This is a genomic window from Klenkia soli (genome assembly GCF_900103975.1).
GTDB classification, from domain to species: domain Bacteria; phylum Actinomycetota; class Actinomycetes; order Mycobacteriales; family Geodermatophilaceae; genus Klenkia; species Klenkia soli.
In genome coordinates this window covers 85,387-111,808 of the sequence record NZ_FNIR01000014.1, presented here as the reverse complement: position 1 = coordinate 111,808, position 26,422 = coordinate 85,387, and the positions used below count along the sequence as shown (strand labels likewise).

Here is a 26,422-nt window from a genome sequence, read left to right as displayed (position 1 = left end):
GTCGGACCCCGGGCGCAGACTGGACGGCGTGCCGCGCCCCTCGAGCTCCACCGTCGACCGCGGGGGCTGGTTGCGCCGCCTCGTCGGGTACTGCCTGCGCCACCGCGGCGACCTGGTCGGGGCCTTCGCCGCGGCCCTGGTCGGCTCGGTGATCGCCGCCGGCGTCCCGCTGGTGGTGCGCGCGGTGGTCGACGACGTCGTGGCCGGCGGCACCAGCTCGGTCGCGCCCTACGTGTGGCTGCTCGTGGTCGCGGGCGTCGTCCGGTTCGCCGCCGGCTTCACCCGCCGCTACCTCGCCGGGCGGCTGAGCCTCGACGTGCAGTACGACCTGCGCAACGACGTCGCGGTGGCGCTGTCCCGGCTCGACGGCCCGGGGCAGGACCGGTTGCAGACCGGCCAGGTGGTCAGCCGGTCGATCTCCGACGTCACCCTGGTGCAGGGTCTGCTGGCGTTCCTGCCCAACCTGGCCGGCAACGCGCTGCTGTTCGTCGTCTCGATCGCGGTGATGGCGTGGCTCTCGCCGCTGCTCACCCTGGTGGCCGTCGCCGTCGGGCCGGCGCTGTGGTGGCTGGCGCTGCGCTCGCGCCGCGACCTGTTCCCGGCCAACTGGGCGGCCCAGCAGCAGGCCGGCGCCGTGGTCGGCGACGTCGAGGCCGCCGTCACCGGCGTGCGGGTGGTCAAGGGGTTCGGGCAGGAGGCCCGCGAGCTCGACCGGTTGGACGGCGGCGCCCGGCGGCTGTTCGGAGCCCGCATGCGGGTCGTCGCGTTCACCGCGCGGTACAACCCGGCCCTGCAGGCGGTGCCGGCCCTGGGGCAGGTCGGCGTGCTGGCCCTGGGCGGGTGGCTGGCGCTGCAGGGCAGCATCACCCTGGGCACCTTCCTGGCGTTCGCCACCTACCTGGCCGCCCTGGTCTCCCCGGTGCGCCAGCTGGCCGCGCTGCTGGTCATCGGCCAGCAGGCCCGGGCCGGGGTGGAGCGGGTGCTGGAGATCGTGGACACCGACCCCGGCCTGGCCTCCGGGTCGACCCCGGTGCCCGACGGGCCGCTGTCGGTCCAGCTCGACGACGTCACCTTCGCCTTCGCCGGCGGCAGCCCCGCGCTGCACGGGGTCTCGCTCGCCGTCCGGCCGGGGGAGACCCTGGCGCTGGTCGGCACCGCGGGGTCGGGCAAGTCCGCCGTCGTCGGCCTGCTCCCGCGGTTCTACGACGCAGGGGCCGGCACCGTCCGCATCGGCGGCACCGACGTCCGCGAGCTGGACCTCCAGCAGCTGCGCGGGGCGCTCGGGGTCGTGTTCGAGGACAGCTTCCTGTTCTCCGACACGGTGCGGGCCAACATCGCCTTCGCCCGGCCCGACGCCACCGACGAGGAGGTGCGGGCCGCCGCCCGCACCGCGCAGGCCGACGGGTTCATCGACGACCTGCCCGCCGGCTACGACACCGTGGTGGGGGAGCAGGGCCTGACGCTCTCGGGTGGGCAGCGGCAACGGGTCGCGCTGGCCCGGGCACTGCTCGGCGACCCGCGCGTGCTCGTCCTCGACGACGCCACCTCGGCCGTCGACGCCACCGTCGAGGCGCGCATCCAGCAGGGCCTGCGCGAGCACGGCCGGGCCGACCGCACCACGCTGCTGGTGGCCCACCGGGCCTCCACCCTGGCCCTCGCCGACCGGGTGGCGGTGCTGGACGCCGGCCGGGTGGTCGACGTCGGCACCGTCGACGAGCTGGCCGAGCGCAGCGGGCTGTTCCGCCTGCTCGTCTCCGGGGTCAGCGAGCCCACCGAGGACGGAGGCCCGGCCCGGGCCGCCGACGTCCCCTGGAGCGCGGAGCAGCCCGACCCGGCCGCCTGGCCGCCGGTCGAGTCCGCCGCCGACCACGACCAGCCCCTGCGCGGGGTGGGCGGCTCGATCGGCGGGCCGGGGTCCGCGACGGCCAACGCGGCCCCCACGCCCGGCCTGCGCGCCCTGGTGGCGGCGCTGCCGCCCACCGTCGACGAGCCCGACGTGCCGGCCGCCCGGGCCCGGGCGGCCGACCCCGGGTTCACCCTGGCCGGCCTGCTGCGGCCCTTCCGGTGGGTGCTGGGCCTCGCGCTGGTGCTCACCGCCGCCGACGCCGCCGCCCAGATCGCCGTGCCCGCGCTGGTCCGCGGCGGCATCGACCGCGGGGTGTCGGCCGGCTCGACCGGGGCGCTCATGGCCATCAGCGGGCTGGCGCTGCTGGTGGTGCTCGCCGACTGGGCGGTCACCATCGGCTCCACCCGGTTGACGGGTCGCACCGGCGAGCGGTTGCTCTACACGCTGCGGGTGAAGACCTTCGCCCAGCTGCAGCGGTTGGGGCTGGACTACTACGAGCGCGAGCTCGGCGGTCGGATCATGACCCGCATGACCACCGACGTCGACGCGCTGTCGGCGTTCCTGCAGACCGGCCTCACGACCGCGGTGGTCAGCCTGCTCACCCTGGTCGGGGTCCTGGTCGCCCTGGGCCTGCTCGACGGCGAGCTCGCCCTGGTGCTGGTGGCCTTCCTGCCCTTGCTCGCGGTGGCCACCTGGTGGTTCCGGCGGCGCTCGGTGCCGGCCTACACCGAGGCGCGCGAGCGGGTCAGCGCGGTCAACGCCCGGTTGCAGGAGGACGTCGCCGGGGTGCGGGTCACTCAGGCTGCGGTGCGCACCGAGCGCTCGCTGCAGGTGTTCCGCGAGAAGGCGAAGGCCTACCGCGACGTCCGGTTGCGGGCCCAGCGGTACATCGCGACCTACTTCCCGTTCGTCGAGTTCCTCTCCGAGCTCGCCGTCGCCGCCGTCCTGGTCGTCGGCGCCGCGCGGTTGACCACCGGCACGATCACCGCCGGGGTGCTCGTGGCCTTCCTGCTGTACGTCGGCACCTTCTTCTCCCCGGTGCAGTCGCTGTCCCAGGTGTTCGACAGCTACCAGCAGGCCGCGGTGGGGCTGCGCCGGTTGCGCGACCTGCTGCAGACCCCGACCTCCACCCCGCCGGCGGCCGATCCTGCGCCGGTGGGGCCGCTGCGTGGCGAGGTGGTGCTCGACGGCGTCACGTTCGCCTACCGGGGTGCGCCGACCCCGGCCCTGCGCGACGTCGACCTGCGCATCGCCCCGGGTGAGACCGTGGCCCTGGTCGGCGAGACCGGGGCCGGGAAGTCGACGGTGGTCAAGCTGATCGCCCGGTTCTACGACCCGACCGGGGGTGCGGTGCGCGTCGACGGTCGCGACCTGCGCGGGTTGGACCTGGGTGCCTACCGGGCCCGGCTGGGCGTCGTGCCGCAGGAGGCGCATCTGTTCGACGGCACCGTGCGCGACGCGGTCGCCTACGGCCGCCCGGACGCCTCGGACCTCGAGGTGGAGCGCGCGGCACGGGCCGTCGGCGCGCACGAGATGGTGGCTGCGCTGCCGGAGGGCTACCGCACGCGGGTGGGCGAGCGCGGCCGCTCGCTGTCGGCCGGTCAACGGCAGCTGCTGGCCCTGGCACGGGCCGAGCTGGTCGACCCCGACGTCCTGCTGCTCGACGAGGCCACCGCCTCGCTCGACCTCGCGTCGGAGGCGGCGGTGAACCGGGCCGCCGACGCGGTGTCCGGTCGGCGCACCACCGTGGTGGTGGCCCACCGGCTGACCACGGCGGCCCGGGCCGACCGGGTGGTCGTGCTCGACCACGGGCGGGTGGTGCAGCAGGGGCCGCACGACGAGCTGATCGGGGTCGAGGGCCCCTACGCCGTCCTCTGGTCGGCCTACGCCGCCGACGCGCTGGTCGACTGACGGGCGTGAGGTCCGCCACCCCCACCCGAGCCCGCTCGACCCGTCCAGGAGGTGTCCGGCCCGCGAATGCACGGTGATGACCACCGTTGCCCATGAGCCCGCTGAGCGCCTCCCCGTCCCCGACGGGGGAGGTGCTCCCGCCTGGGCGGGCGGGGTGGAGCGACCCCACCTAGAGTTGGAAGGCGTGGCACTACCGATCGACGAAGGCGGCTACCCCGGCGAGGGGAACGTCCGCGCGCTCCCGCTCCCCGGCGCACCGCTGGCGGAGGTCATCGCCGCCCTCGAGGCCCGCTACGACCCGGCGCTGGCCGAGGAGTGGGACGCCGTCGGCCTGGTCTGCGGCGACCCCGACGAGCCGGTGCACGCCGTGCTGTTCGCCGTCGACCCCACCGACGCCGTGGTCGACGAGGCCATCGCGCGCGGGGTCGACCTGGTGGTCACCCACCACCCGCTGCTGCTGAGCCCGGTGCACGGGGTGCCGGCGAACGACCCCAAGGGCCGGGTCGTGCACCGGTTGATCCGCGCCGGGATCGCCCTGTTCGTCGCCCACACCAACGCCGACCGCGCCGCCGACCACGGGGTCAACGACGCCCTGGCCGCGGCGCTCGGGGTGGGCAACACGGTGCCGCTGGAGTCCGTGGGGGCCCCGCACACCAACACCCTGGTCGTGTTCTCCCCGGTCGAGGACAGCGACCGGTTGGTCGACGCCCTCAGCGCAGCCGGCGCCGGCGTCATCGGTGACTACACCCGGTGCGCCTGGCAGACCGTGGGCACCGGCACCTTCATCCCCGGCGACGAGGCCAACCCCTCGATCGGGTCCAACGGCCGGCTCGAGCGCGTGCCCGAGACCCGGCTGGAGATGGTCGTGCCCCGGGCGGCGCAGGCCGAGGTGCTGCGCGCCCTGCACGAGTGGCACCCCTACGAGGACCCGGGCTACGCGGTCTTCGAGAACTCCCAGACCCCCAGCCGCGCCGGTCTCGGCCGGCTCGGCGAGCTGGCCCACCCGATCACCCTGCGCGAGTTCGCCGAGCGGGCCGCTGCGGTGCTGCCGAGCACCGCGGCCGGCGTCCGGGTGGCCGGTGACCCCGATCGGCTCGTGCGCACCGTGGCCGTGTGCGGGGGGAGCGGCAGCTCCCTGTACGACCGCGCTGCTGCGGCCGGTGCCGACGTCCTGCTGACCAGCGACGTCAAGCACCACCCCGCCGTCGAGGCGGGGGAGGTGCCCGGCCCGGCCATCTGTGACGTGGCACACTTCGCCAGCGAGTGGCCCTGGTTGTCGGTGGCCGCCGACGTGCTGCACCGTGACCTCAGGTCACGGGTCGGTGTCGCGGTCTCGCGGCTGAGCACCGACCCGTGGACGATGCACGTGGCCCAGCGGGTCGACGAGATCGCCGACCCGGTGGCCGCCCGCACCGTCCGCGCGGCAGGCGAGCGGACCGACACGACGCACGGCTGACCCCTTCCCGGGTGCGGCCCGGGAGGGACCACCCGTGAGCGAGCAGCCACCCACGACCAGCCGGAGGGCGGCCGACGTGGCCCCCCGCCGCAGCGACCGCAACCCCTGGAACTGGCTGCTCCTGCTGCCGATCGTGCTGCCGCTGCTGGTGCCGGTGTTCAACCGCGCCGAGCCCGCGCTGTTCGGCTGGCCGTTCTTCTACTGGGTGCAGCTGGCCTTCGTGGTCGTCGGCGTCGTGACCACCTCCCTCGTGTACCGCGCCCACCAGCGCCGGAAGCAGGGCTGAGGCGTGGCGGGCATCAACACCGTCGAGCTCGCGGTCTTCATCGCGTTCTTCGTCGTCGTCACCGCGCTGGGGTTCGGGGCCGCCCGCTGGCGGCGCGCCGAGAACCTCATGCACCTGGACGAGTGGGGCCTGGGCGGGCGCAGCTTCGGCACCTGGATCACCTGGTTCCTCATCGGCGGCGACATCTACACCGCCTACACGTTCGTCGCCGTCCCGGCGCTGGTGTTCGGGGCCGGCGCGGCCGGGTTCTTCGCCGTGCCGTACACCGTCGTGGTCTACCCGCTGATCTTCCTGGTGGTCATCCGGCTGTGGTCGGTCAGCCACGTGCGCGGCTTCGTCACGCCGGCGGACTTCGTCCGGTCCCGGTTCGACAGCCCCACGATGGCGCTGCTGGTGGCCATCACCGGGATCGTCGCCACGATGCCCTACATCGCGCTGCAGCTGGTCGGCATCGAGGCCGTGCTCAAGACGATGGGCGTCACCGGTGAGCTGCCGATCATCGTGGCGTTCGTGATCCTCGCGGTCTACACCTACAGCTCGGGCCTGCGGGCGCCGGCGCTGATCGCGTTCGTCAAGGACACCCTGATCTACCTGACGATCATCGTCGCGGTCATCGTCATCCCGACCAAGCTCGGCGGGTGGGACGTCGTCTTCGGCGCCGCCGAGGAGAAGTTCGACCTGGCCGGTACCGGCGGGCTCCTGCTGCCGGGCACGGGCCAGGTGCAGTACGCCACCCTCGCGCTGGGCTCGGCGCTGGCCCTGTTCCTCTACCCGCACTCCATCACCGGCGTGCTGGCCGCCAAGGGCCGCGGCACGCTGCAGAAGAACATGAGCCTGCTGCCGATCTACAGCCTGGCGCTGGGCTTCATCGCGCTGCTGGGCTTCATGGCCATCGCGGCCGGCACCGAGCCGGTGGGCGGCGACGGCAACACCATCGTCCCGGCGCTGTTCCAGCAGATGTTCCCCAGCTGGTTCGCCGGGGTCGCGTTCGCCGCCGTCGGCATCGGGGCGCTGGTGCCCGCGGCGATCATGAGCATCGCGGCGGCGAACCTGTTCACCCGCAACATCTACAAGGAGTACCTGAAGAAGGACGCGACCCCGACCCAGGAGGCGAAGGTCGCGAAGCTGGCCTCGTTGGTGGTCAAGGTCGGCGCGGTGGCGGCGATCATCTTCATCGACCCGCAGTTCTCCATCGACCTGCAGCTCATCGGCGGTGCGATCATCCTGCAGACGCTGCCCTCGGTCGGGATCGGGCTCTACACCCGCTGGCTGCACCGCGGGGCGCTGGTCGCCGGCTGGACCGCCGGCATGCTGACGGCGCTGTGGACGCTCTACTCGGTGCCGCGCCTCGGCCCGGGCGGCGTCGTCGTCCGCGAGCACTTCGGCGGGTCGGCGTTCTCGCTGGGCAAGCTCGGGTTCGACACCACCACGACCGTCTACGCCGGCTTCCTCGCGCTGCTGGTGAACCTGCTGGTGACCGTCGTCGTCACGGTCGTCCTGCGGGCGATGAAGGTCGACGACGGCGTCGACGGGACGGCGGAGACCGACTACACGGCCGAGCGCGAGGACCCCTCCGTGCGGGACCTGCCGGACCCGTTGGCCTCGGCGCCCGGGGACGGTCCGCCGCGCGGGTAGGTTGACCGGGTGCAGGCAGACCACTTCGACCAGCAGAAGCTGCTGGCCCTGGCCGCGGAGGACGTCGCGCTAGCGCAGCTCGCCCACCGCCGGCGGACCCTTCCCGAGAACGCGGCCGTCACGGCGGCCGAGGACGCCCAGCGGGAGTTCACCGCGGACGTCGTCCGGGCCGAGACCGAGGTGCGTGACCTCGACCGGGAGCAGAAGCGCCTCGAGACCGACGTGGACGCCGTCCGTGCCCGGTCGGACAAGGACCAGCAGCGGCTGGACTCGGGGGCGGCCACGCCCAAGGAGATGACCAGCCTGCAGCAGGAGATGGCCTCCCTGGCCCGCCGGCAGGGCGACCTCGAGGACCAGGTGCTCGAGCTCATGGAGCGCCGCGAGGCCGCCGACGCCACGCTGGCGACCGCCCAGGCGGGGCTCGCCGGCGCCCGGGCCGACCAGTCGACCGCCGAGCAGGCCCGCGACGCCGCCCTGGCCGAGATCGCCGAGGGCGAGCAGACCCACACCGCGAAGCGGGCCGAGATCGCCGGCACGATCACCGCACCGCTGCTCGCGCTCTACGACCGGGTGGCCAAGTCCACCGGCACCACCGGGGCGGCCGCCCTGCACGCCCGGCGCTGCGAGGGCTGCCGGATCGAGCTCTACGGCACCGAGCTGGCCGCCGCCCGCAACGCCGACCCGCACACCGTGCTGCGCTGCGAGAACTGCAACCGGATCCTGGTCCGCACCGCCGAGTCGGGGCTGTGAGCCGGCGGCTGGTCGTGGAGGCCGACGGCGGGTCGCGGGGCAACCCGGGTCCGGCCGGATACGGCGCGCTGGTGAAGGACGCCGACAGCGGCGCCCTGCTGGCCGAGCGGGCCGCCTCGGTCGGCCGGGCGACGAACAACGTCGCCGAGTACGGCGGGCTCGTCGCCGGCCTCGAGGCCGCGCTGTCCATCGACCCGGAGGCGACGGTCGAGGTCCGCATGGACTCCAAGCTCGTCGTCGAGCAGATGTCGGGTCGCTGGCAGATCAAGCACCCCGACATGAAGAAGCTCGCCGTCCAGGCCCGGGACGTCGCCCGGCAGCTGGGCACGGTCCGCTACACCTGGATCCCGCGCGCGCAGAACTCCGCCGCCGACGCGCTGGCCAACTCCGCGATGGACGGCAAGCCGGTGCACCGCGACCTGGGCACCGCCCCGGTCGAGATCGAGGACGCGCCACCCGCCGAGCCGGTCCCCGTCGTCACCACCCGCACCCTGCTGCTGCGGCACGGCCGGACGGCGCACACCCCCGAGCGCCGGTTCAGCGGCAGCAGCGACCTCGACCTCTCCGACCTCGGCCGCGCCGACGCCGCGTCGGCCGCGCAGGCCATGGTCGGCCGGGGCATCGAGGCGATCGTCTCCTCGCCGCTCAAGCGCTGCCGGCAGACCGCCGGTGCCGTCGCCGAGGTGCTCGACCTGGGCATCGAGGTCGACCGCGACCTGCGGGAGCTGGACTTCGGTGGCTGGGAGGGCATGACCGGCGCCGAGGCGCTGGCCGCCAACCCGCTGGCCTTCCGCCGCTGGCGCGCCGCGCTCGACGTCCGCCCGCCCGGTGGCGAGTCGATCGCCGACGTCTCCACCCGGGTGGCCGCCGCACGGGCCCGGATCCTGGAGCGGCACGCCGGGAGGACCGTCCTGCTGGTCACCCACGTGACCCCGATCAAGCTCCTGCTGGCCGCCGGCCTGGGGGTGGGCGACGAGATCGTGCACCGCGTCTTCCTGGAGGCCGCCAGCCTGAGCGAGGTGGTGTGGTCCAGCGACGGGTCCAGCAGCGTCCGCCTGGTCAACGACACCTCGCACCTCAGGAGTTGATCATCGGCGGGTGGCTGCCGCCGGCGGCGTGTCGCCCAGCCACCTGACCATGATCAACGGGCTCGGGGGTCGGTGCCGGGGCGCCAGCCGCGGCTGAGCAGGGCCCGCTCGGTCCTGCCGACGACGGTGCGCGGGTTCAGATGGCGGGCGGCGAACCGCAGGACGAGGTTGCCCTCGGCGGCCATGAGGGAGTACCGGTCGACGTCGGCGCCGAACCGCTCGGAGTCCGCGTGCTGGCGGCCCTCGTACTCCAGCAGCAACCGGTACCGCCGGTAGCCGAGGTCTGCATGCGCGACCGTGGTGCCCCAGCGGTCCAGCACCGGGACCTGCACCTCCGGGTCGGGCAGGTGGCTGTCGGTCAGCCAGAACCGGACGAGGCTCTCGGGCCGGGACATCGCCGCGGGTGACAGCAGCGGTGCGCAGGTGCGCGCGCGCACCACGCCGCGCACCCGCTCGGCCCTCGACAGACGCGCCAGCAGGGTCTCGGGCGAGAGGTGGCCCCGGCGGAGCAGCGCATCACCGACGGCGACGAGCTCGGCCGGGGGCAACACCGCGGCCAGGTCCAGGAAGGTCTGTGCCCCGCCCGTCATGCGCAGCCCGTCGACCTCGACGACGTCGTCCGGGAGCAGCCGTCGGCCGTGGACGACCAGGTCGGACCGTTGGGGCAGCACCCGGCGTGGGGTGAGTGCGACGTGCGGCCGGGCGGGCAGGTCGACAGGCGCGCCGAGGAGGTGGGCCGCCGTGGTGTGGCTCCAGGCCGCGTCGTGGGGGAGGGCGGTGGCCAGCACCCGCAACCGCTCGCGGCTGTCGATCGCGTCGTCGAGACGGACCACCAGGTCGTGGCTGATCCGCACGTACCGGCCACCCCGCAGCTGGGCACGGGTGAGCCCGGCCGCGCGGGCGGTGGCGAGCGAGAAGGTGGGGGGCAGCGCGTCCATGCCGGCACGGTGACCCGGGAAGGACACGAGTCGGCCCGGGGCGGGGAACCTGTGGACGGCACCACCCGGTGTGGACGCCCGCCAGCACACCCCGCCCGACTGTGCTCCACGAGCCCGCCTGGCACACCTCGCGGTTGATCATCGGCAAGTGGTCGGTCGCCACGCCGGCGCCGCCAGCCACCTGACGATGATCAACTGCGGGGGGCTACAACCGGCCGGCGTCGATGATGCGGCTGAGGAACTGGCGGGTCCTGGGCTCCACCGGGTCGCCCAGGACCTGCTCGGGCGGGCCGGACTCCAGCACCACGCCGGCGTCCAGGAAGCAGACGGTGTCGGCGACCTGCTTCGCAAAGCCCATCTCGTGGGTGGCCATCACGATGGTCATGCCCTGTGCGGCGACCTCGCGGACCACCCGCAGCACCTCGCCGACCAGCTCGGGGTCCAGGGCCGAGGTGATCTCGTCCAGCAGCAGCACCCGGGGGTGCACCGCCAGCGCCCGGACGATGGCCACCCGCTGCTGCTGGCCGCCCGAGAGCCGGTCGGGGTACTCGCCGGCCTTGTCGGCCAGCCCGATCCGCCCCAGGAGCGTGAGCGCCTCGTCGCGCGCGTCGGCCCGGGAACGGCCGTGCACCCGGGTGGGGGCCAGCACGACGTTGTCCAGCACGGACAGGTGCGGGAAGAGGTTGTAGGCCTGGAACACCACACCCAGCCGCCGGCGGACGGCGTCGGCGTCCACCCGCGGGTCGGTGATGTCCTCGCCGTCCAGCAGCACCTGGCCGTCGTCCACCGTCTCCAGCAGCGAGGCGCAGCGCAGCAGGGTCGACTTGCCCGACCCCGAGCCGCCGATCAGCGCGACGACCTGGTGCTCGTCGACGGACAGGTCGACCCCGCGCAGCACGACGTTGTCGCCGAAGGCCTTGACGACCCCGCGGACGTCGAGGACGGCGCTCACAGCACGCTCCCGCTCTGCTGGCGGCGCCGGGCCCGGGCGGCCACGCCGTCGGCGATCCGGGCCGAGGGGACGGCGAGCAGCACGAACAGCAGCCCGGCCACCACGTACGGGGTGAAGTTGAACGTCTGCCCGACGTAGATCTGCGCGGCGCGCACGGCGTCGACCGCGCCGAGCACCGAGATCAGCCCGACGTCCTTCTGCAGCGCCACGAAGTCGTTGAGCAGTGCGGGGGTCACGTTCCGCACGGCCTGGGGCAGCACCACGATCCGGGTGGTCTGCCGGTGGGTGAGCCCGAGCGACCGGGCCGCGGCGCGCTGGCTGGGGTGCACCGACTCGATGCCGGCGCGGAACACCTCGGCGACGTAGGCCGAGTAGGTCAGCACGATCGCCAGCGTGCCGAGCACGAACGGGGAGTTGGGCACGCCCTGCAGCCGCAGCGCGGGCAGGCCGAAGCCCACCAGGTACAGCGTGATGATCAGCGGCATGCCGCGGAAGAGGTCGACGTAGCCGGTGGCCAGCAGCCGCAGCGGGGCGAACGCCGGCCCGCGCAGGGTGCGCAGCACCGCGATGCCCAGCCCGAGGACGACGACGCAGGCACCGCCGATCAGCAGCACCTGCAGGTTCAGCCAGAGCCCGCGCAGGATGGACGGGAACGCGTCGCGGCCCACCGACAGCGAGAAGAACGTCGTCTGCACCCGCGGCCAGCCCGGCGACCGGGTGACCACCAGGTACGCGACCACCGCGAAGACCAGCGTGGAGACCAGCGCGACACCGGTGGAGCGCCGGGACCGGCGGGCGCGGTACGCCCGCCGGCCCAGCTCCAGCTCCGACGGTGCCGGGAGACCCGGGGCGCCGCCGGTCAGGGACGCGGTCAGCTCAGGACCGGGGCGTCGGCGGCCTCGGAGAGCCACTGCTGCTGCAGGTCGGCCAGCGTGCCGTCGGCGTCGAGGGCGTCGACGGCCTGGCTCACGCAGTCGGTGATCGGGGAGTCCTTGGCCAGCAGCAGGCCGAACTGGTCGCCGGAGTTCCCGGAGTCGGCCACCTGGCCCACGATCACGCCGTCGTCGAGCTCGGCGCTGGTGATGTAGAAGGCGGTGGGCAGGTCGACGACGATCGCGTCCACCTGGCCGTTCTGCAGGGCCAGCTTGGCGTCGTCGTTGGTGTTGAAGACGACGGGGTCGCTGGAGGGGGCGATGACGTCGGTGAGCACGTCGAGGCTGGTGGTGGCCACCTGCGCGCCGATCCGCAGGCCCTGGAGGTCGGCGATCGAGGTGGCCCCGTCGGCCGCGGAGCCGGCGGTGGTGATGACCGCCTGGGTGGCCGTGTAGTACGGCGAGCTGAAGTCGACGGCCTGGCGGCGCTCGTCGTTGATCGTGAACTGGTTGATGTCGAAGTCGAAGGACTTGTCACCGGGGGAGATGGCGGTGTTGAAGGGCACCCGGGTCCACTCGACCTGGTCCTCCGAGTACCCCAGCTGCTCGGCCACGGCGTAGGCGACGGCCGACTCGTAACCCTGGCCGCTGGTCGGGTCGTCGTCGACCACCCACGGCTCGTAGGCCGGCTCGTCGGTGGCGACGGTCAGGGTGCCGTCGGCGACCGTGGCGAGGTCCTCGGGGGTGCAGGAGCCACCGCCGCTGCCGGAGGCCGAGGAGCTCGAGGAGGACTCCTGCGGGGCGCACGCGGTCACCGCGAGGGCGGCGGTGGCGAGCACGGCGAGGGCGATCGGACGACGGCGCACGGGGAGTCCTTGAGGGTTTGATCAACAGAACCCGAGAATCGTAAGGGCAGGCTGGTCACAGCACGGTCACGGCGACGGGGGATCATGGTCACCGTGACTGCCGCAGCCCCTGCCGTGACCGGTGACGAGCGCACCCTGACCCCCGCGCAGTACGAGGAGTGGGCGGCCGAGGTCCGCCGGCTCGCCGACGAGCGCGGGGCCGTCGTCCTGGCGCACAACTACCAGGTGCCCGAGATCCAGGACGTCGCCCACCACACCGGCGACTCCCTCTACCTCTCGCGCGTGGCCGCGCAGACCGACGCCCGCGAGATCGTGTTCTGCGGCGTCCACTTCATGGCCGAGACCGCCAAGATCCTCTCGCCGTCCAAGACGGTGCTGCTGCCCGACCTCGACGCCGGCTGCTCGCTGGCCGACTCCATCACCGCCGAGCAGCTGCGCGAGTGGAAGGCCGAGCACCCGGGCGCGGTGGTGGTCAGCTACGTCAACACCACGGCCGCGGTGAAGGCCGAGACCGACATCTGCTGCACGTCGTCCAACGCCGCCGACGTCGTCCGGTCGATCCCCGAGGACCGCGAGATCCTCTTCTGCCCCGACCAGTTCCTCGGCGCGCACGTCAAGCGGGTCACCGGTCGGGAGAACATCCGCATCTGGGCGGGGGAGTGCCACGTGCACGCCGGCATCTCGCCGTCGGACGTCCGGTCGCAGATCGCCGCGCACCCCGACGCCGAGATCCTGGTGCACCCCGAGTGCGGCTGCACCACCTCGGTGCTCGACCTGGTCAGCAACGGCGACCTGCCGGCCGACCGCACCCGGGTGCTCTCGACCGGCGGCATGGCCGAGGCCGCCGCGGCGACCACCGCGAAGCAGGTGCTGGTGGCCACCGAGGTCGGAATCCTGCACCAGCTGCGGGCGCTGAACTCGGGCACGCAGTTCATCCCGATGAACGACCGCGCGGCCTGCCGCTACATGAAGATGATCACGCCGGCCAAGCTGCTGCGCACGCTGCAGACCGGGTACGGCGCGATCGAGGTGCCCGACGAGACCGCGGCGAAGGCCCGCAGGGCCGTCGAGGCCATGATCGCCATCGGCGAACCCGGCCGCGGCGGCGAATGACCACCCCCTCTCAGGCAAAGGAACCTCTGCACCCCCTCCTGGCCCCAGAAGGGGGTGCGGAGGTTCCTTTGCCCAGGGGGCCGGGGAGGTCGGCTAGATCTGCAGGGCGGCCCAGAGCGCGACCGTGGCCAGCACCAGGGTCAGCGGGACCGTGGCCAGGCCGACCAGGCTGAACCTGGCCGCGCTGGGCGACTCCTCGCCGGTGGCGGCGAAGACCCGGCGCCACAGCAGGTTGGCCAGCGACCCGACGTAGGTCAGGTTCGGCCCGACGTTGACGCCGATCAGCACCGCCAGCAGCGTCGGCGGCCCACCGACGGCGGCGGCGGCGGGCAGCAGCGCCAGGGTGGCCGGCAGGTTGTTGAGCACGTTGGCCACCACCGCCGAGACCGCCGCGACGCCGAGCAGGGCGAGCAGGTCGTCGCCGGCCGGCAGCACGGCGGTGAGCAGTCGCTCCAGCCCGTTGAGCTGCAGGGCCAGCACGATCACCGCCAGCCCGAACACGAACAGCGCGAACGGCAGGTTGGCCGCGACCACCAGCTCCACCGGGCGGGTGCGGCGGCGGACCAGCTGCTTGCCGGCCAGCACCAGGACGCCGACCAGCGCGGGCCACACCGGGGCGATGTCGGTCAGCGACGCGACCCCGAAGCCGACGACGGTCAGCCCGACGACGACCAGCGCCAGCACGGGTGGCGGGGGCACGTGGTCCACCGGCTCGCCCACCGGCACCCGGAGGTCGGCGCGGAACAGCCAGCGGAGCACCACGTACTCGACCAGCACGGCCACCACCCAGGGCGCGGCCATCAGCGCGGTGAAGTGCAGGAAGGTCAGCCCGGTGGCGGCGAAGGCCAGCAGGTTGGTCAGGTTCGACACCGGCATCAGCAGCGACGCCGAGTTCGACAGGTGCCCGGCGGCGTAGGCGTGCGGGCGGGCCGGCACCCGCATGCGGGCGGCGGTGGCCAGCACGACCGGGGTCAGCAGGACGACGGTGGCGTCCAGCGACAGCACGGCCGTGACGACGGCGGACAGCGCGACCACCCGCACCAGCAGGCCCTGCGGGGAGCGCCCGGCCCGGCGCGCGGTGACCGCCGCGGACCAGGTGAACAGGCCCTCGCGGTCGGCCAGGTCGCTGAGCAGCAGGATCACCACGAGGAACCCGACGGTGGGCGCGACCTCCCGCACGGTGTCCTCGGCCTGCGCCCACCCGACGATGCCCAGGAGGGCGAGCACGAGCGCACCGGGGACGGCGACCGCCGCCGCCGGCACGCGGGGGGAGTCGACGACCGCGGCGACCAGCGACGCGACCAGCAGCACCCCCGCCACCACGAGGGCGACCACGTCGACGGTCACGGGCGCACGAAGAGGTAGACCGCGACGGCGATGCCGAACACGACGATGAACACCCGCAGCGGCGTGCTCGGGATGCGGTCGGCGACCTTGGCCCCGAGGTAGCCGCCGACCAGCGAGGCGGGGGCGCAGACCGCGACGAGCAGCCAGTCGACCGGGCCGAAGATGCCGAACACGACGACCGTCGTGCTGGCCGTGACCAGCGCCAGCAGGCTCTTGATCGCGTTGGCCAGCTTGAGCCGGCCCAGCCCCACGGCGAGCACGGCGGTGAGGATGACCCCGAGCGCGCCGCCGAAGTAGCCGCCGTAGACGCAGGCCAGGAAGACCACGACGTACAGCCACAGCGGGTCGCGTCGCTCGCCGTCGGTCTCGTTGGCCTGCAGCCGCTTCGTCAGCAGCGGCTGCGCCCCGATCAGCAAGCTGGCCAGCAGCACCAGCACCGGCACGACCGTGTCGAACGCCGCCGACGGCGTGGTCAGCAGCAGGATGCTGCCCGCCGTCCCGCCGAGGACGGCGACCGCGGACATGGCCACCAGGCGGGTCCGCTGGCCGCGGTAGTGGTCGCGGAAGCCGACCACCGCACCGAGGTAGCCGGGCCACTGGGCCACCGAGTTGGTGACGTTGGCGGCCACCGTGGGCAGGCCGAGGGCGACCAGGGTGGGGAAGAGGATCAGCGACCCACCGCCGGCGATGGAGTTGATGCCCCCGGCGAGGAGGGCGACCCCTGCCGCGATGAGCAGGTCGAGGGCGGACACGAGCGGCGAGCCTACGGTCAGCGGATGGGAATCGACGTGCGAGCAGCGGGACTGGCCGTGGCGCTGGGTGGATCGGGGGTGCTGCACCTCCTCCGGCCGCGGACCTTCGACTGGATGGTGCCGCCGGAGCTGGGCCCGGCGCGGCCGTGGGTGACCGGCAGCGGGGTGGCCGAGCTGGCCACCGCAGGACTGCTCGCCGTCCCCGCGACCCGCTCGCTGGGCGGGTGGGCCGCGGCTGGGCTGCTGGCCGCGTTCGTGCCCGCGCACCTGCACACCGTCCGTGCGCTGTCCGGGCGACGGCGCACGGTCGCGCTCGCCCGGCTCCCGTTCCAGGTGCCGATGGTGGCGGCCGCCCTCCAGGTCGCCCGGGGGGTGTGACCAGCGCCGCTTCCGCAGGCCCTGCGGTTGGGGTGGGCAACCACCGGGCATGCTGAGCGCCATGCGCAAGTGGTGGCCGCTCGTCGCGGTCTGTGCCGGCACGTTCATGCTGCTCATCGACGTCACGATCGTGAACGTCGCGCTGCCGGACATCGCCGAGTCGTTGGGGACGTCGTTCGACCAGCTGCAGTGGGTCGTCGACGTCTACGCCCTCGCCCTGGCGGCGCTGGTGCTGGGGGCCGGGTCGCTGGCCGACCTCTACGGGCGCCGGCGGCTCTACCTCGGCGGGCTGGTGCTCTTCGCGGTCAGCTCGCTGGCCTGCGGCCTGGCCCCGAACGCGGGGCTGCTGATCACCGCGCGGGCCGTGCAGGGCATCGGCGCGGCCGCCATGTTCAGCACCACCATCGCGCTGCTCAACGCCATCTACCGCGGCAAGGACCGCGGGACGGCGTTCGGCATCTGGGGTGCCGTGGTCGGTGCGGCCGCGGCGGCCGGGCCGATCCTCGGCGGCCTGCTCACCGAGCTCTCGTGGCGGTGGATCTTCCTGGTCAACCTGCCGATCAGCCTCTTCGCGGTGCTGCTGACCCTCAAGGTGGTCGAGGAGTCCAAGCAGCGCGGGGCGCCGCACCCCGACGTCCCCGGCATCGCCGCCTTCACCCTCGGGGCCGGGGCGATCGTCTTCGGCCTGGTCGAGGCCGCGGCGAACGGCTGGGCCGAGGTCGGGTCGTGGGGGCCGATCGTGGCGGGGTTCGTCGTCCTGATCGGGTGGGTGTTCCTCGAGCTGCGGCGCGAGGCCCCGATGCTGGACCTGCGGCTGTTCCGCACCAGCCGGTTCAGCGGCATCATGATCGGCTCGCTGCTGCTCAACCTGGCGGCGTTCGCCAGCAGCATCTACCTGTCGCTGTGGCTGCAGTCGATCCTCGGGTTGACCCCGCTGCAGGCCGGGTTGGTCTTCATCCCGCTCTCGGCGGTCAGCTTCGTGACGGCCGCGGTGGCCGGGCGCACGCTCACCGACCGCTCGCCGCGCATCGTGCTCGCGCTGGGCCTGGTGGCCGTCGGCGCCGGTGCGCTGCTCATGGCCCGCGTCGAGGGGGGTGCGAGCTGGGGCATCCTCGTCCCCGGCCTCGCGGTGCTCGGGCTGGGCGTCGGCATCTGCAACCCGGTGGTCACCTCCGCGGCGCTGGCCTCCGTGCCGCGCGAGCGCAGCGGGATGGCGTCCGGGGCGGTGAACACCGCCCGCCAGCTCGGGTTCGCCGTCGGGGTGGCGATCCTGGGATCGGTGTTCGCCTCGGGCACCACGCGAGCACTGACCGACGCCGGCGCTCCGGACCCGGCGGGCACCGAGTCGGCGCTGTCGAGCGGGCAGGCGCAGCAGCTGCTGGGCTCGGTGCCCCAGCAGGACCGGTCCGGGTTGTCCCAGCTGCTGGCCGCCGCCTACGCGGACGGGCTGCGCGACGTGCTGCTGGTCTCCGGTGCCGCCGGCCTGGTCGGGGCCCTGCTGGTGGTGCTGATGGTCCGCGGGCCGTCCCCGCAGCAGGGGCACGGCGGTGACCGCCGGCAGGAGGGCGACGGCGCGCAGGGGGTGGGCAAGCACGAGGCCGCCGAGGACCACCGACCGGGCCGGCACGAGGCCGCCCACCTGCCCGAGCACGAGGTCCCCGCGGGGGCACCCGACCCGGACGCCGCGACCGCCCGCTGACCAGCAGGCAGATCGGGGGCAGACTCGACGGCATGCCTGCCCCGTTCCCCGCCGACTGGTCCCGCGCGCTGGTCGTCGCCGCGCACCCCGACGACATCGAGTACGGCGTCGCCGCCGCCGTCGCGGTGTGGACCGCGGCCGGCAAGGAGGTCCGCTACCTGCTGGCCACCCGCGGCGAGGCCGGCATCGCCGGGATGCCGCCGGGCGAGGCCGGCCCGCTGCGCGAGGAGGAGGAGCGCCGCTCGGCGGCCGTCGTCGGGGTGTCCGAGGTGGACTTCCTCTACCACCGCGACGGCCTGCTGGTCGAGGGCCCGCCCCTGCGCGCCGACCTCGCGGCGGCGATCCGGCGGCACCGTCCCGACCTGGTGGTCACCCTGCACGGCGGTGACACCTGGACCGGCCCCGACGTCACCCCGGCCGCGTGGAACTCCGCCGACCACCGGGCGCTGTCCCGCTCGGTGCTCGACGCGGTGGCCGACGCCGGCAACGAGTGGATCTTCCCGGACCTGCCCGGCGAACCCTGGTCGGGCGTGCAGTACGTCGCCGTCCAGACCATCGGCGACCCGCCGCACGCGGTCGACGTGACCGACGGGGTCGAGCCCGCCGTCGCCTCGCTCACCGAGCACCGGCGCTACCTCGAGGTGCTGTCGCCCGACGTCCCCGTCGAGGACCAGGCCCGCCAGGTGGTCGACCAGGCCACGCTCACCGAGGACGGCGACCGGCGGGTGGGGTTCCGGCTGTTCTGGGGCTGAGCCGCACCGCATGATGGCGCCGTGCAGACGACACGGCGCGCGCTCGTCCTCGGTGCCTCGCGCACCCTCGGTCTGGGTCTGGTCCGCGAGCTCGCCGGGGGAGGCTGGCAGGTCACCGGCACCGTCCGCGGGCCCGACCGGACCGGTCTGCACGACCTGGCCGAGGCCTCCGCCGGCCGGGTGACCGTCGAGCGGGTGGACATGACCGTGCCCGCCGACCTCGCCGCCCTGCGCGACCGGCTCGCGGGGGTCGAGCTGGACCTGCTCCTGGTCAACGCCGGGGTCACCGGGGCCGACGTGCCGGTGGGCGAGGTGACCGCCGAGGAGTTCTCCCGCGTGCTGGTGACCAACGCCCTGGGTCCGATGCTGGCCATCGAGGCGCTCGCCCCGCTGGTCACCCCGACCGGCACCGTCGCGGTGATGTCCTCCCGCCAGGGCAGCGTCTCGCTGAACACCCGGGGCGGCCACGAGGTCTACCGGGCCAGCAAGTCCGCCCTGAACCAGCTGATGCGCAGCTACGCCACCCGCGCCGACCCCGGCCGCACCCTGCTGTGCCTGCACCCCGGCTGGGTGCAGACCGAGCTGGGCGGCGCCGGCGCGCCGCTGACCGTCGAGCAGAGCGTGGCCGGGCTGGCCCGCACGATCGAGGCGCACGCGGGCGAGCCGGGCCTGCAGTTCCGCGACCACGAGGACGCCGTCGTCCCCTGGTGAGGGTCCGCCGCGGCCCTCAGGCGCCGGTGGGCTCGGGCGGGGGCGCGGCGACCCGGCGGCGACGCGCCCGGCGGACCAGCGGCACGGCCACGACGGCGACCAGCGCGGCGACGACCAGCCAGGGCAGCAGCACCCCGAGGACGACGACGGCGGCGCCCAGCGTGGACAGCAGGGCCTGCCACCCCTGGTCGAGACCTCCGAGGAACCCGCCCGGGCCGGCGTCGGGGGAGGCGGCGTCCTCGGCCAGGTGCACGCCCAGGGTCGACAGGTCGACCTGGTCGGCGAGGGCGGTGCGCTGCGACTGCAGGGACTCCAGCTCCTGCTGCCGGTCGGCCAGCGCCTGCTCGGCGGCCAGCAGCGCCTCGGTCGTGGTCGCCCCGGCCATCAGCGCCTCGAGCCGGGCAGCCGAGGTCCGCAGCGCCGAGATGCGGGCGTCCAGGTCGACCGCCGTCGAGGTGACGTCGTCGCGGGACACCGACACGTCCTGGACGTCGCCGAGCTCGCCGAGGTCGTCGAGCAGCCCGGTGAGCTCCGTGGCCGGGACGCGGAGCACGAGGTCGGCGGTGCCCCCGCCGTCGGGCAGGCGCTGCTCGGACCGCTCGTCGACCCGGCCCCCGGTGCCCTCGGCCAGCTCGCTGACCCGCTGCGCGGAGTCGGCGGCGTCCTCCACGACCAGGGAGGTGGACGCCGTCGTGACCACCTGGCGCTCGGTCGTGGGCTCACCGGGGGCGACGGACTGCACACCGGGCTCCGCCACGGCAACCGCGCCGGCGTCGGACGACGTCCCCTCCGAGGCCGAGCAGCCGCCGACCAGGACGGCGGCGAGGGCGGCGGCGAGGGTGGTGGTGAGCACGCACGGGGAGCGCTTCATCGCCGGGACCCTAGGGGCCGCCGCGACGCCCCGACCAGGCCCGACACCGGATCGTGACCCGTCGGGAGGTCAGCCGACGACGACCCCCGAGCGGTCCGCGGACGACCAGCCGGCCAGCAGGTCGCCCAGCCCCGCGTGCTGGACGGCCAGCGCGGCGGCGCCCAGGCAGCCGGCCGACGACCCCAGCGCGGTGAGGTGCACCGGGGGCGGGGGGCGCCAGGTGAGCCCGGCGGCGAGCCCGGCACGGACCGGGTCGAGCAGGTCCCCGGCGGCGGCGGTCAGCCCGCCCCCCAGCACGACGACGGCCGGGTCCAGCAGCAGGGTCGCGGTGACCAGGGCGTCGGCCAGCGCGGACGTCGCCTCGGCCCACACCTCGCGGGCGGCGGGGTCGTCGTCCAGCCGGCCGACCACCCCGGCGGCCGAGCGCTGCTGCCCGGTGCGGGCGGCGTAGCGGCGGGCGACCCCGGCGCCCGAGGCGTAGACCTCCAGGCAGCCCCGCTGCCCGCACGGGCAGGGCTCGCCGCCGGGCCGGATCGGGGCGTGGCCGAACTCGCCGGCCGCCCCCGTGCCGCCGGTGACCGGTCGGCCGGCGCTGACCAGCGCCGCGGCGATGCCGGTGCCGATGGTCACCAGCAGGACGTCGTCCAGGCCGCGGGCGGCGCCCAGCAGGCGCTCCGCCAGCCCGGCCGCCCGGACGTCGTGGCCGGTGGTGACCGGGAGGTCCAGCCGCTCGGCCAGCGCAGCCCGCAGCGGGAGGTCCCGCCAGCCCAGGTTGGAGGCGTAGTGCACGGTGCCGGTGCCCTCGTCGATCATCCCGGGTGTGACCACGCCGGCGCCGACGACGGTGACCCCCCGCGCCGCGGCCAGCGCGGTCAGCCGGTCGACCTCGTCGGCCAGCGTGGCCACCGGGTCGGTGCCCAGCGCGGTGGCCCGGTGCTGCTGGTGCAGCACCCGCCCCCCGACGTCGACCAGCAGCGACTTGGTGGTGGTGCCCCCGACGTCCAGGCCGAGCACCGCCCGGTCGGCGCTCATCGGGGCGCCAGCGCGGCGACGACGGCGGCGACCTGCTCGGTGGAGGTGATCGTGCGGGTGCCGCCGTCGTAGGAGACGGCGGTGGTGCTGCTGTGGCCCGGGGAGCGCACGGTGCGGGCGGCTCGCAGGTGCACGGCCGGGACGCCGGTGGTGGCGACCAGCTGGGCGACGTGGTCGGCCCGCACCCCGCCGCCGGCCATCACCTCGATCCGGCCCGCGGCCCGCTGCACGAGCTCGCGCAGCGCGTCGGCCCCGGCCAGCGCGGTCGCCGCCCCGCCGGAGGTGAGCACGCGGGCGACCCCGGCGTCGACCAGCTCGTCCAGGGCGGCCGGCTGGTCGGCGAGGGTGTCGAAGGCGCGGTGGAAGGTCACCGGCGCGGTGCCGGCGGCGGCGACCACGGCGTCCAGGGCGCGGCGGTCCACCGTGCCCCGGGGCGACAGCGGGCCGACGGTGACCCCCACGACGGGCAGGATGCTGCGGGCCGCCGAGACGTCGGCGCAGACCACCTCGAGCTCGACCGGGGAGTGCACGAAGTCCCCGCCGCGGGGGCGCACCAGCACGGTGACGGCCAGCGCCGGGGCCCGGGAGCCCAGGGCGGCGAGCGTGCCGGCGCTGGGCGTGACGCCGCCCTCGCCCAGCGCGGCGCACAGCTCGACGCGGTCGGCGCCGGCGGAGGCCGCCGCGAGCGCGCCCTCGACGTCGTCGACGCAGATCTCGACGGCGGTCACGTCGTCGTCCGGTCCGTGGCCAGCGCCGCACCGGGGCGGACCTCGCCGACCGGCACGCCGCCGCCCAGCACCGGCACGGTCTCGAGGTCCGCGACCGGCGAGGTGTCGACCCCCAGGGCACGCAGCACGGCCAGCGCGACCACGGTGGTGGCCCGTGGGCTGCCGTCGACCACCTTCATCGCCACGGCCCGGCCGTCGGCGGTGGCCACCCCGATGACGCCCTCGGCGCCGCCCTTGGCGACCACGCCGGGGAGGTCGGCCATGAGCCGGGTGTTGACGTGGCCGCGCCCGCCGACGAACTCGGGGTGCGTGCGCATCGCGTCGGCGACCCGGGCGGCCGGGCCGTGGGTCGCGGTCGCGAGCGACCGGAAGGCGGTGGCCAGGCCGCGCACCGTCGTCCCGAAGAGGGCGGCGCCGCAGCCGTCGACGGCGGTGTGGCCGACCGGCGTGCCGGTCTCGCGGGCGACGACGTCGTGCACCAGGCGCTGCAGCGGGTGGTCGGCGTCCAGGTAGGTCTCCGTCGGCCAGCCGTTGACCGTGCAGGCCAGCAGCATCGCGGCGTGCTTGCCCGAGCAGTTCATCCGCACCCGGGCGGCCTCCTCGCCGTCGCGGACCAGCCGCACGCGGGTCGGCTCGTCCTCGGGCAGGTCGACCGGGCAGCGCAGCGCGGACTCGTCCAGCCCGGCCTGCGCCAGCACCGCCCGGACGACGTCCACGTGCCGGTCCTCGCCGGTGTGCGAACCGGCAGCGATGGCCAGCGCCGGGCCGGCCAGCGGTGCGCCGGCCTCGAGGCAGGCCAGCGCCTGCAGCGGCTTGGTGGTCGACCGCGGCAGGACGACGGCGTCGGGGGCGCCGAGCGCCAGGGCGGTGGAGCCGTCGGCGCGCAGCGCGACCAGGCTGCCCAGGTGCCGGCTCTCGACGAGCCCGGACCGGACGACGACGGCCAGCTCGGCCAGGGCAGGGACGGCGGCGGGTGAGTCAGGCACGGGTGGCCTCCACGGCGGGTGCGCCCGGCTGGGCCGGGGTGGCGGGGGCGATCGGGGCGGCGGTCTTCCGCGACCCGCGGCTGCGCAGCCGTGAGGCCAGGGCCGACAGCGCACCGTTGACCACGAGGTAGACGAGGGTGACCACGAGGAAGGTCTGGATCAGCAGCCGGTTGTAGGCGCTGAGCACCTGGGCCCGGTAGAGCAGCTCGGTGAAGGCGACGACGTAGCCCAGCGAGGTGTCCTTGAGCAGGCTGACCAGCTGGACGACCAGCGACGGAGTGACCGCGCGCAGCGCCTGGGGCAGCACGACCGCCCGCATCACCTGCAGCCGCCGCAGACCCAGCGAGGCGGCGGCCTCGGACTGGCCGCGGGGCAGGCTGAGGACGCCGGCCCGGACGATCTCGGCGATCGCGGCCGAGTTGGCCACGGTGAGGGGGACGGCGAGCTTCCACAGCACCGGCAGGTTGATGCCGTAGGCGGGCAGGCCGAACAGCATGAGGTAGATCAGCAGCAGCACCGGCAGGGTGCGGAACACCTCGATGAACCCGGTGCAGGCCCAGCGCAGCGGCCGGATCGGGCTCAGCCGACCCAGCGCCAGCAGCACGCCGAGGGCACCCCCGAGGACGGCGACGACGGCGGCGGCGAGCAGCGTGCCGCGCAGGCCGACGAGCAGGTACTCCCAGATCGGCCAGGACAGGAACGGCGTCCAGCGGTCGGCGTCCAGCTGCCCGCGGGAGGCGAACTGCCGGAGCATGAGGGCCAGGAGCCCGGCGAGGACCAGCAGGCTGACCACCGAGGCGGTGCGGATGCGGCGGCGGCCGCGGGGGCCGGGCTCGTCGTACAGGTAGGCGGTCTCGGGCTGCCTCATCGGCGGATCGCCACCCTCTTCTCGATGCGGCCGGCGCCCAGCCCGATGACCAGCGCCAGGGCCATGTAGACCAGGCCGGCGGCGCCGAAGATCGGGATCGGCTCGGCCTGGACCAGGTTGACCTTGTTGACGGCGCTGGTCAGCTCGACGACGCCCACGGTGGCGGCCAGGGCGGTGTTCATCAGCAGGGCGATGAGCACGTTGCCCAGCGGCTGGACGACGGCCCGGGCGGCCTGCGGGACGACGACCAGCCGCAGGGTCTGGGAGAGGGTGAAGCCCAGCGCGCGGGATGCCTCGACCTGCCCGCGCGGCACGGTGTTGATGCCGCTGCGCAGGGCCTCGGCGACGTAGGCGGCCTCGTAGACGGTGAGCACGATGATCGCGGTCAGCGTCAGCGGGGCCAGGAGCCCGGCGTCGGGCAGGGCGAAGACGGCGAGCAGCAGCAGCGCCAGCAGGGGGACGTTGACCAGCACCTGCACGTACCCGAACGCGGCGGCCCGCAGGACGGGGACGGGGCTGACCCGCGCCACCACCACGAGGGTGCCCAGGACGAGGGCGCCCACCGCGGAGGTGACGAGGACGAGCAGGGTGGTGCCCAGACCCGCCAGGAGGGCGGGCCAGTTCTCGACGAGGGCGCTCAACGGGTCCTCCTGCCGACGCTGCTGCAGCTCACGGGTGGGTCAGGAACCCGGGACGGAGCCGATGGTCGGCGGCTCGGGCGTGCTGCCGTCGCCGACCGTGCCCAGCGTCGCGTCGAAGACCGCGGCCCAGGAGCCGTCGGCGTAGATCTGCTCGAGCCAGTCGTTCACGAAGTCCTTGAAGTCCTGGTCGTCCGGCGGCAGGCCGATGCCGTAGGCCTCCTGGGTGAACGGCTGCCCGACGACCTTGATGCCGGCGTTGGACTGCGCGTCGGCGGCCAGCAGGGTGTAGTCCTGCACGTAGGCGTCGCCGCGGCCCTGGGTGAGGGCCTGCACGCACTGCGGGTCGGTGGCGAAGCTGACCACCTCGGCGGTGGGCTGCTGCTCGGGGACCGCGGTCACCGCGGGGGTGTTGGCGCCGACGATGACGGTCTTGCCGCCCAGGTCGTCGATGCCGGAGATGTCGGTGTTGTCCGACGGCACGGCCACGGCCAGGCCCGAGACGAAGTAGGGGCCGGCGAACTCGATCTGCTGCGCCCGCTCCTCGGTGATCGTGTAGGTGTTGAACACGACGTCGACGGTGCCGTTGGTCAGCAGCGCCTCGCGGGTCTCCGACGCCGGGGGCACGACCTCGATGTTGGGCTCGCCGATGATGTAGATCGCCAGCATCTTGGCCAGGTCGATGTCGAAGCCCTGGATGTCGTCGGGGTTGCTGGGGTCCTGCTGGCTGAGCAGCGGGGCGTCCAGGGCGGCGGCGACGCGCAGCACGCCGCGCTCCTTGATGGCGGCCATCGTGGAGTCCGACAGCAGCGCGGCGGCGTCGGCGACCGGGGCGGCGTCGTACACCGACTGCAGCGCGTCCTCCCCGCCACCCGAGGCGGAGGGCGGCACGGCGGAGGACCCCGAGTCGGAGCCCCCGCAGGCGGCGAGCCCGAGGGAGGCGACCAGCGCGAGGGAGGCGGCGATCGTGGAGCGTCGCCGGAGGGTGCGGCTCATTCCTTGCCTTTCGACGAACCCCGCGGGTCGGTGCGGGGGGTGGGGCCGGCGCGCGGGGGTCCGGGCGCCGGAGCTGGGGATCAGTGCGTGAGCACCGCGGACAGGAAGCTGCGCGTGCGCTCGCTGCCGCCGCCGGCGAAGAACTGCTCGGGCGGGGCGACCTCGACGATGCGACCGGCGTCCATGAAGACCACGCGGTCGGCGGCCCGGCGGGCGAAGCCCATCTCGTGGGTGACCACGACCATCGTCATGCCCTCGTCGGCCAGCGAGGTCATGACCGCCAGCACCTCGGCGACCATCTCGGGGTCCAGCGCCGAGGTGGGCTCGTCGAAGAGCATCACCTTGGGCCGCATCGCCAGGGCGCGGGCGATCGCCGCGCGCTGCTGCTGGCCCCCGGAGAGCTGGGCGGGGAGGTGGCCTGCCTTGTCGGCGATGCCGACCCGCTCGAGCAGCTCCATCGCCTCGCGGCGGGCCTGCGCCTTCGGGGTACCGCGGACCATGACCGGGGCCAGGCAGAGGTTGTCCAGCACGGTCTTGTGCGCGAACAGGTCGAAGGACTGGAAGACCATGCCGACGTCGGCCCGCAGCCGGGCCAGGGCGGCGCCCTCGGCGGGCACCGGGACGCCGTCCACGAGCACCTGGCCCGAGTCGACCGACTCGAGCCGGTTGATGGTGCGGCACAGCGTGGACTTGCCGGAGCCCGAGGGGCCGATGACCACGACCACCTCGCCCGCGGCGACGTCCAGGTCCACCGACTGCAGCACGTGGAGGGCACCGAAGTGCTTGTCGACGGCCTGCAGGCTGACCATCGGGGTCCGGCTCGGAGCAGCTGCGGACACGGGGAACTCCTGGGCCGGGGGCGGTGGGGGTGTGACGCCGCGAACAGTAAGCACCCGGGTGTTCCATGCAAAAGGGGTAGGAATTAATCCAGAAAGGTTTTAACAGGCGGGA

Annotated in this window: 25 protein-coding genes; 11 read left to right on the top strand and 14 right to left on the bottom strand. The window is 74.6% G+C overall.

Translation table 11 applies throughout. The features are described 5' to 3' along the window. The first annotated feature begins 28 nt into the window (after nt 1-28). From BLS67_RS20085 to BLS67_RS20060, 6 genes are all read left to right on the top strand, one after another. The gene (locus BLS67_RS20085) at nt 29-3,757 is read left to right on the top strand and encodes an ABC transporter ATP-binding protein (RefSeq protein WP_242654227.1); all 3,729 of its coding nucleotides are present in this window, start codon (nt 29-31) and stop codon (nt 3,755-3,757) included. Between the two features lie 184 nt (nt 3,758-3,941). Further along, entirely contained in the window at nt 3,942-5,213 is a 1,272-nt protein-coding gene (locus tag BLS67_RS20080; RefSeq protein ID WP_242654226.1) for a Nif3-like dinuclear metal center hexameric protein, read from the top strand. Nucleotides 5,214-5,247: 34 nt separating this feature from the next. Then, nucleotides 5,248-5,499 carry a DUF3311 domain-containing protein gene (locus tag BLS67_RS20075; protein ID WP_242654225.1) on the top strand — a complete coding sequence of 84 codons (252 nt, stop codon included), beginning with the start codon at nt 5,248-5,250 and terminating at the stop codon, nt 5,497-5,499. A 3-nt stretch (nt 5,500-5,502) separates the two neighbouring features. After that, complete coding sequence (gene mctP / locus BLS67_RS20070) at nt 5,503-7,134, top strand: monocarboxylate uptake permease MctP (protein ID WP_207500757.1); 1,632 nt, start codon at nt 5,503-5,505, stop codon at nt 7,132-7,134. A 9-nt stretch (nt 7,135-7,143) separates the two neighbouring features. Next, nucleotides 7,144-7,884, top strand: a complete 741-nt coding sequence (locus tag BLS67_RS20065) for a zinc ribbon domain-containing protein (protein ID WP_091248942.1) — start codon at nt 7,144-7,146, stop codon at nt 7,882-7,884. After that, complete coding sequence (locus BLS67_RS20060; RefSeq protein ID WP_091248937.1) at nt 7,881-8,972, top strand: bifunctional RNase H/acid phosphatase; 1,092 nt, start codon at nt 7,881-7,883, stop codon at nt 8,970-8,972. Before BLS67_RS20065 ends, BLS67_RS20060 begins: the two co-directional genes overlap by 4 nt. Nucleotides 8,973-9,025: 53 nt before the next feature. Here BLS67_RS20060 and BLS67_RS20055 read toward each other — a convergent pair whose 3' ends face one another. From BLS67_RS20055 to BLS67_RS20040, 4 genes are all read right to left on the bottom strand, one after another. Further along, nucleotides 9,026-9,910, bottom strand: coding sequence for a hypothetical protein (locus tag BLS67_RS20055; protein WP_242654224.1), 885 nt, complete (start codon nt 9,908-9,910; stop codon nt 9,026-9,028). A gap of 205 nt (nt 9,911-10,115) precedes the next feature. Beyond that, nucleotides 10,116-10,862 carry an amino acid ABC transporter ATP-binding protein gene (locus BLS67_RS20050; RefSeq protein ID WP_091248934.1) on the bottom strand — a complete coding sequence of 249 codons (747 nt, stop codon included), beginning with the start codon at nt 10,860-10,862 and terminating at the stop codon, nt 10,116-10,118. Then, a complete protein-coding gene (locus BLS67_RS20045; RefSeq protein WP_207500756.1) occupies nt 10,859-11,773 on the bottom strand; it encodes an amino acid ABC transporter permease in 915 nt (304 codons plus the stop codon). The genes BLS67_RS20050 and BLS67_RS20045 overlap by 4 nt, the downstream gene beginning before the upstream one ends. Continuing rightward, entirely contained in the window at nt 11,734-12,600 is an 867-nt protein-coding gene (locus tag BLS67_RS20040; protein ID WP_091248930.1) for an ABC transporter substrate-binding protein, read from the bottom strand. Before BLS67_RS20040 ends, BLS67_RS20045 begins: the two co-directional genes overlap by 40 nt. 84 nt (nt 12,601-12,684) lie before the next feature. Here BLS67_RS20040 and nadA point away from each other — a divergent pair, with 84 nt between their 5' ends. Beyond that, nucleotides 12,685-13,713 carry a quinolinate synthase NadA gene (gene nadA / locus BLS67_RS20035; RefSeq protein WP_091248926.1) on the top strand — a complete coding sequence of 343 codons (1,029 nt, stop codon included), beginning with the start codon at nt 12,685-12,687 and terminating at the stop codon, nt 13,711-13,713. A 93-nt stretch (nt 13,714-13,806) separates the two neighbouring features. Here the strand turns inward: nadA and BLS67_RS20030 are convergent, their stop codons facing one another. Further along, nucleotides 13,807-15,060 carry an SLC13 family permease gene (locus tag BLS67_RS20030; protein ID WP_207500755.1) on the bottom strand — a complete coding sequence of 418 codons (1,254 nt, stop codon included), beginning with the start codon at nt 15,058-15,060 and terminating at the stop codon, nt 13,807-13,809. After that, the gene (locus BLS67_RS20025; protein ID WP_091248922.1) at nt 15,057-15,812 is read right to left on the bottom strand and encodes a sulfite exporter TauE/SafE family protein; all 756 of its coding nucleotides are present in this window, start codon (nt 15,810-15,812) and stop codon (nt 15,057-15,059) included. Before BLS67_RS20025 ends, BLS67_RS20030 begins: the two co-directional genes overlap by 4 nt. 24 nt (nt 15,813-15,836) lie before the next feature. On the opposite strand from BLS67_RS20025, the gene BLS67_RS20020 reads away from it, so the two are divergent. From BLS67_RS20020 to BLS67_RS20005, 4 genes are read left to right on the top strand one after another with little or no spacing between them, the layout of a single operon-like run. Then, complete coding sequence (locus BLS67_RS20020; RefSeq protein WP_091248918.1) at nt 15,837-16,190, top strand: DoxX family protein; 354 nt, start codon at nt 15,837-15,839, stop codon at nt 16,188-16,190. A gap of 49 nt (nt 16,191-16,239) precedes the next feature. Continuing rightward, nucleotides 16,240-17,889, top strand: coding sequence for an MFS transporter (locus tag BLS67_RS20015; protein WP_242654222.1), 1,650 nt, complete (start codon nt 16,240-16,242; stop codon nt 17,887-17,889). A 32-nt stretch (nt 17,890-17,921) separates the two neighbouring features. Then, entirely contained in the window at nt 17,922-18,641 is a 720-nt protein-coding gene (locus BLS67_RS20010) for a PIG-L deacetylase family protein (protein ID WP_091248915.1), read from the top strand. Nucleotides 18,642-18,662: 21 nt separating this feature from the next. Continuing rightward, nucleotides 18,663-19,352, top strand: coding sequence for an SDR family NAD(P)-dependent oxidoreductase (locus tag BLS67_RS20005; RefSeq protein ID WP_091248912.1), 690 nt, complete (start codon nt 18,663-18,665; stop codon nt 19,350-19,352). A gap of 16 nt (nt 19,353-19,368) precedes the next feature. Here BLS67_RS20005 and BLS67_RS20000 read toward each other — a convergent pair whose 3' ends face one another. The 8 genes from BLS67_RS20000 to BLS67_RS19965 all read right to left on the bottom strand — a co-directional run bounded on the left by BLS67_RS20000 (nt 19,369) and on the right by BLS67_RS19965 (nt 26,310). Further along, on the bottom strand, nt 19,369-20,223 hold the full coding sequence (locus tag BLS67_RS20000) for a DUF4349 domain-containing protein (RefSeq protein WP_091248909.1): 855 nt from the start codon (nt 20,221-20,223) through the stop codon (nt 19,369-19,371). A gap of 69 nt (nt 20,224-20,292) precedes the next feature. After that, nucleotides 20,293-21,255 carry an ROK family protein gene (locus BLS67_RS19995; protein WP_091248906.1) on the bottom strand — a complete coding sequence of 321 codons (963 nt, stop codon included), beginning with the start codon at nt 21,253-21,255 and terminating at the stop codon, nt 20,293-20,295. Beyond that, nucleotides 21,252-21,983, bottom strand: coding sequence for a copper homeostasis protein CutC (locus tag BLS67_RS19990; RefSeq protein WP_091248903.1), 732 nt, complete (start codon nt 21,981-21,983; stop codon nt 21,252-21,254). The genes BLS67_RS19995 and BLS67_RS19990 overlap by 4 nt, the downstream gene beginning before the upstream one ends. Beyond that, nucleotides 21,980-22,969, bottom strand: a complete 990-nt coding sequence (locus tag BLS67_RS19985) for an asparaginase (protein WP_091248900.1) — start codon at nt 22,967-22,969, stop codon at nt 21,980-21,982. Before BLS67_RS19985 ends, BLS67_RS19990 begins: the two co-directional genes overlap by 4 nt. Further along, nucleotides 22,962-23,837, bottom strand: coding sequence for an amino acid ABC transporter permease (locus BLS67_RS19980; protein ID WP_091248897.1), 876 nt, complete (start codon nt 23,835-23,837; stop codon nt 22,962-22,964). Before BLS67_RS19980 ends, BLS67_RS19985 begins: the two co-directional genes overlap by 8 nt. Continuing rightward, nucleotides 23,834-24,478, bottom strand: a complete 645-nt coding sequence (locus BLS67_RS19975) for an amino acid ABC transporter permease (protein WP_091248893.1) — start codon at nt 24,476-24,478, stop codon at nt 23,834-23,836. Before BLS67_RS19975 ends, BLS67_RS19980 begins: the two co-directional genes overlap by 4 nt. 39 nt (nt 24,479-24,517) lie before the next feature. Beyond that, nucleotides 24,518-25,471, bottom strand: a complete 954-nt coding sequence (locus BLS67_RS19970; RefSeq protein ID WP_091248890.1) for a glutamate ABC transporter substrate-binding protein — start codon at nt 25,469-25,471, stop codon at nt 24,518-24,520. A gap of 80 nt (nt 25,472-25,551) precedes the next feature. Next, the gene (locus tag BLS67_RS19965) at nt 25,552-26,310 is read right to left on the bottom strand and encodes an amino acid ABC transporter ATP-binding protein (RefSeq protein WP_479723817.1); all 759 of its coding nucleotides are present in this window, start codon (nt 26,308-26,310) and stop codon (nt 25,552-25,554) included. Nucleotides 26,311-26,422: the final 112 nt, after the last annotated feature.

Excerpts from the sequence above, each read along its gene's own strand:
- BLS67_RS20055 (WP_242654224.1), bottom strand. The coding sequence starts at position 9,910 with ATGGACGCGCTGCCCCCCACCTTCTCGCTCGCCACCGCCCGCGCGGCC.
- nadA (WP_091248926.1), top strand. The coding sequence starts at position 12,685 with ATGGTCACCGTGACTGCCGCAGCCCCTGCCGTGACCGGTGACGAGCGC.
- BLS67_RS20020 (WP_091248918.1), top strand. The coding sequence starts at position 15,837 with ATGGGAATCGACGTGCGAGCAGCGGGACTGGCCGTGGCGCTGGGTGGA.
- BLS67_RS20015 (WP_242654222.1), top strand. The coding sequence starts at position 16,240 with ATGCTGAGCGCCATGCGCAAGTGGTGGCCGCTCGTCGCGGTCTGTGCC.
- BLS67_RS20010 (WP_091248915.1), top strand. The coding sequence starts at position 17,922 with ATGCCTGCCCCGTTCCCCGCCGACTGGTCCCGCGCGCTGGTCGTCGCC.
- BLS67_RS20000 (WP_091248909.1), bottom strand. The coding sequence starts at position 20,223 with ATGAAGCGCTCCCCGTGCGTGCTCACCACCACCCTCGCCGCCGCCCTC.
- BLS67_RS19995 (WP_091248906.1), bottom strand. The coding sequence starts at position 21,255 with ATGAGCGCCGACCGGGCGGTGCTCGGCCTGGACGTCGGGGGCACCACC.
- BLS67_RS19980 (WP_091248897.1), bottom strand. The coding sequence starts at position 23,837 with ATGAGGCAGCCCGAGACCGCCTACCTGTACGACGAGCCCGGCCCCCGC.
- BLS67_RS19970 (WP_091248890.1), bottom strand. The coding sequence starts at position 25,471 with ATGAGCCGCACCCTCCGGCGACGCTCCACGATCGCCGCCTCCCTCGCG.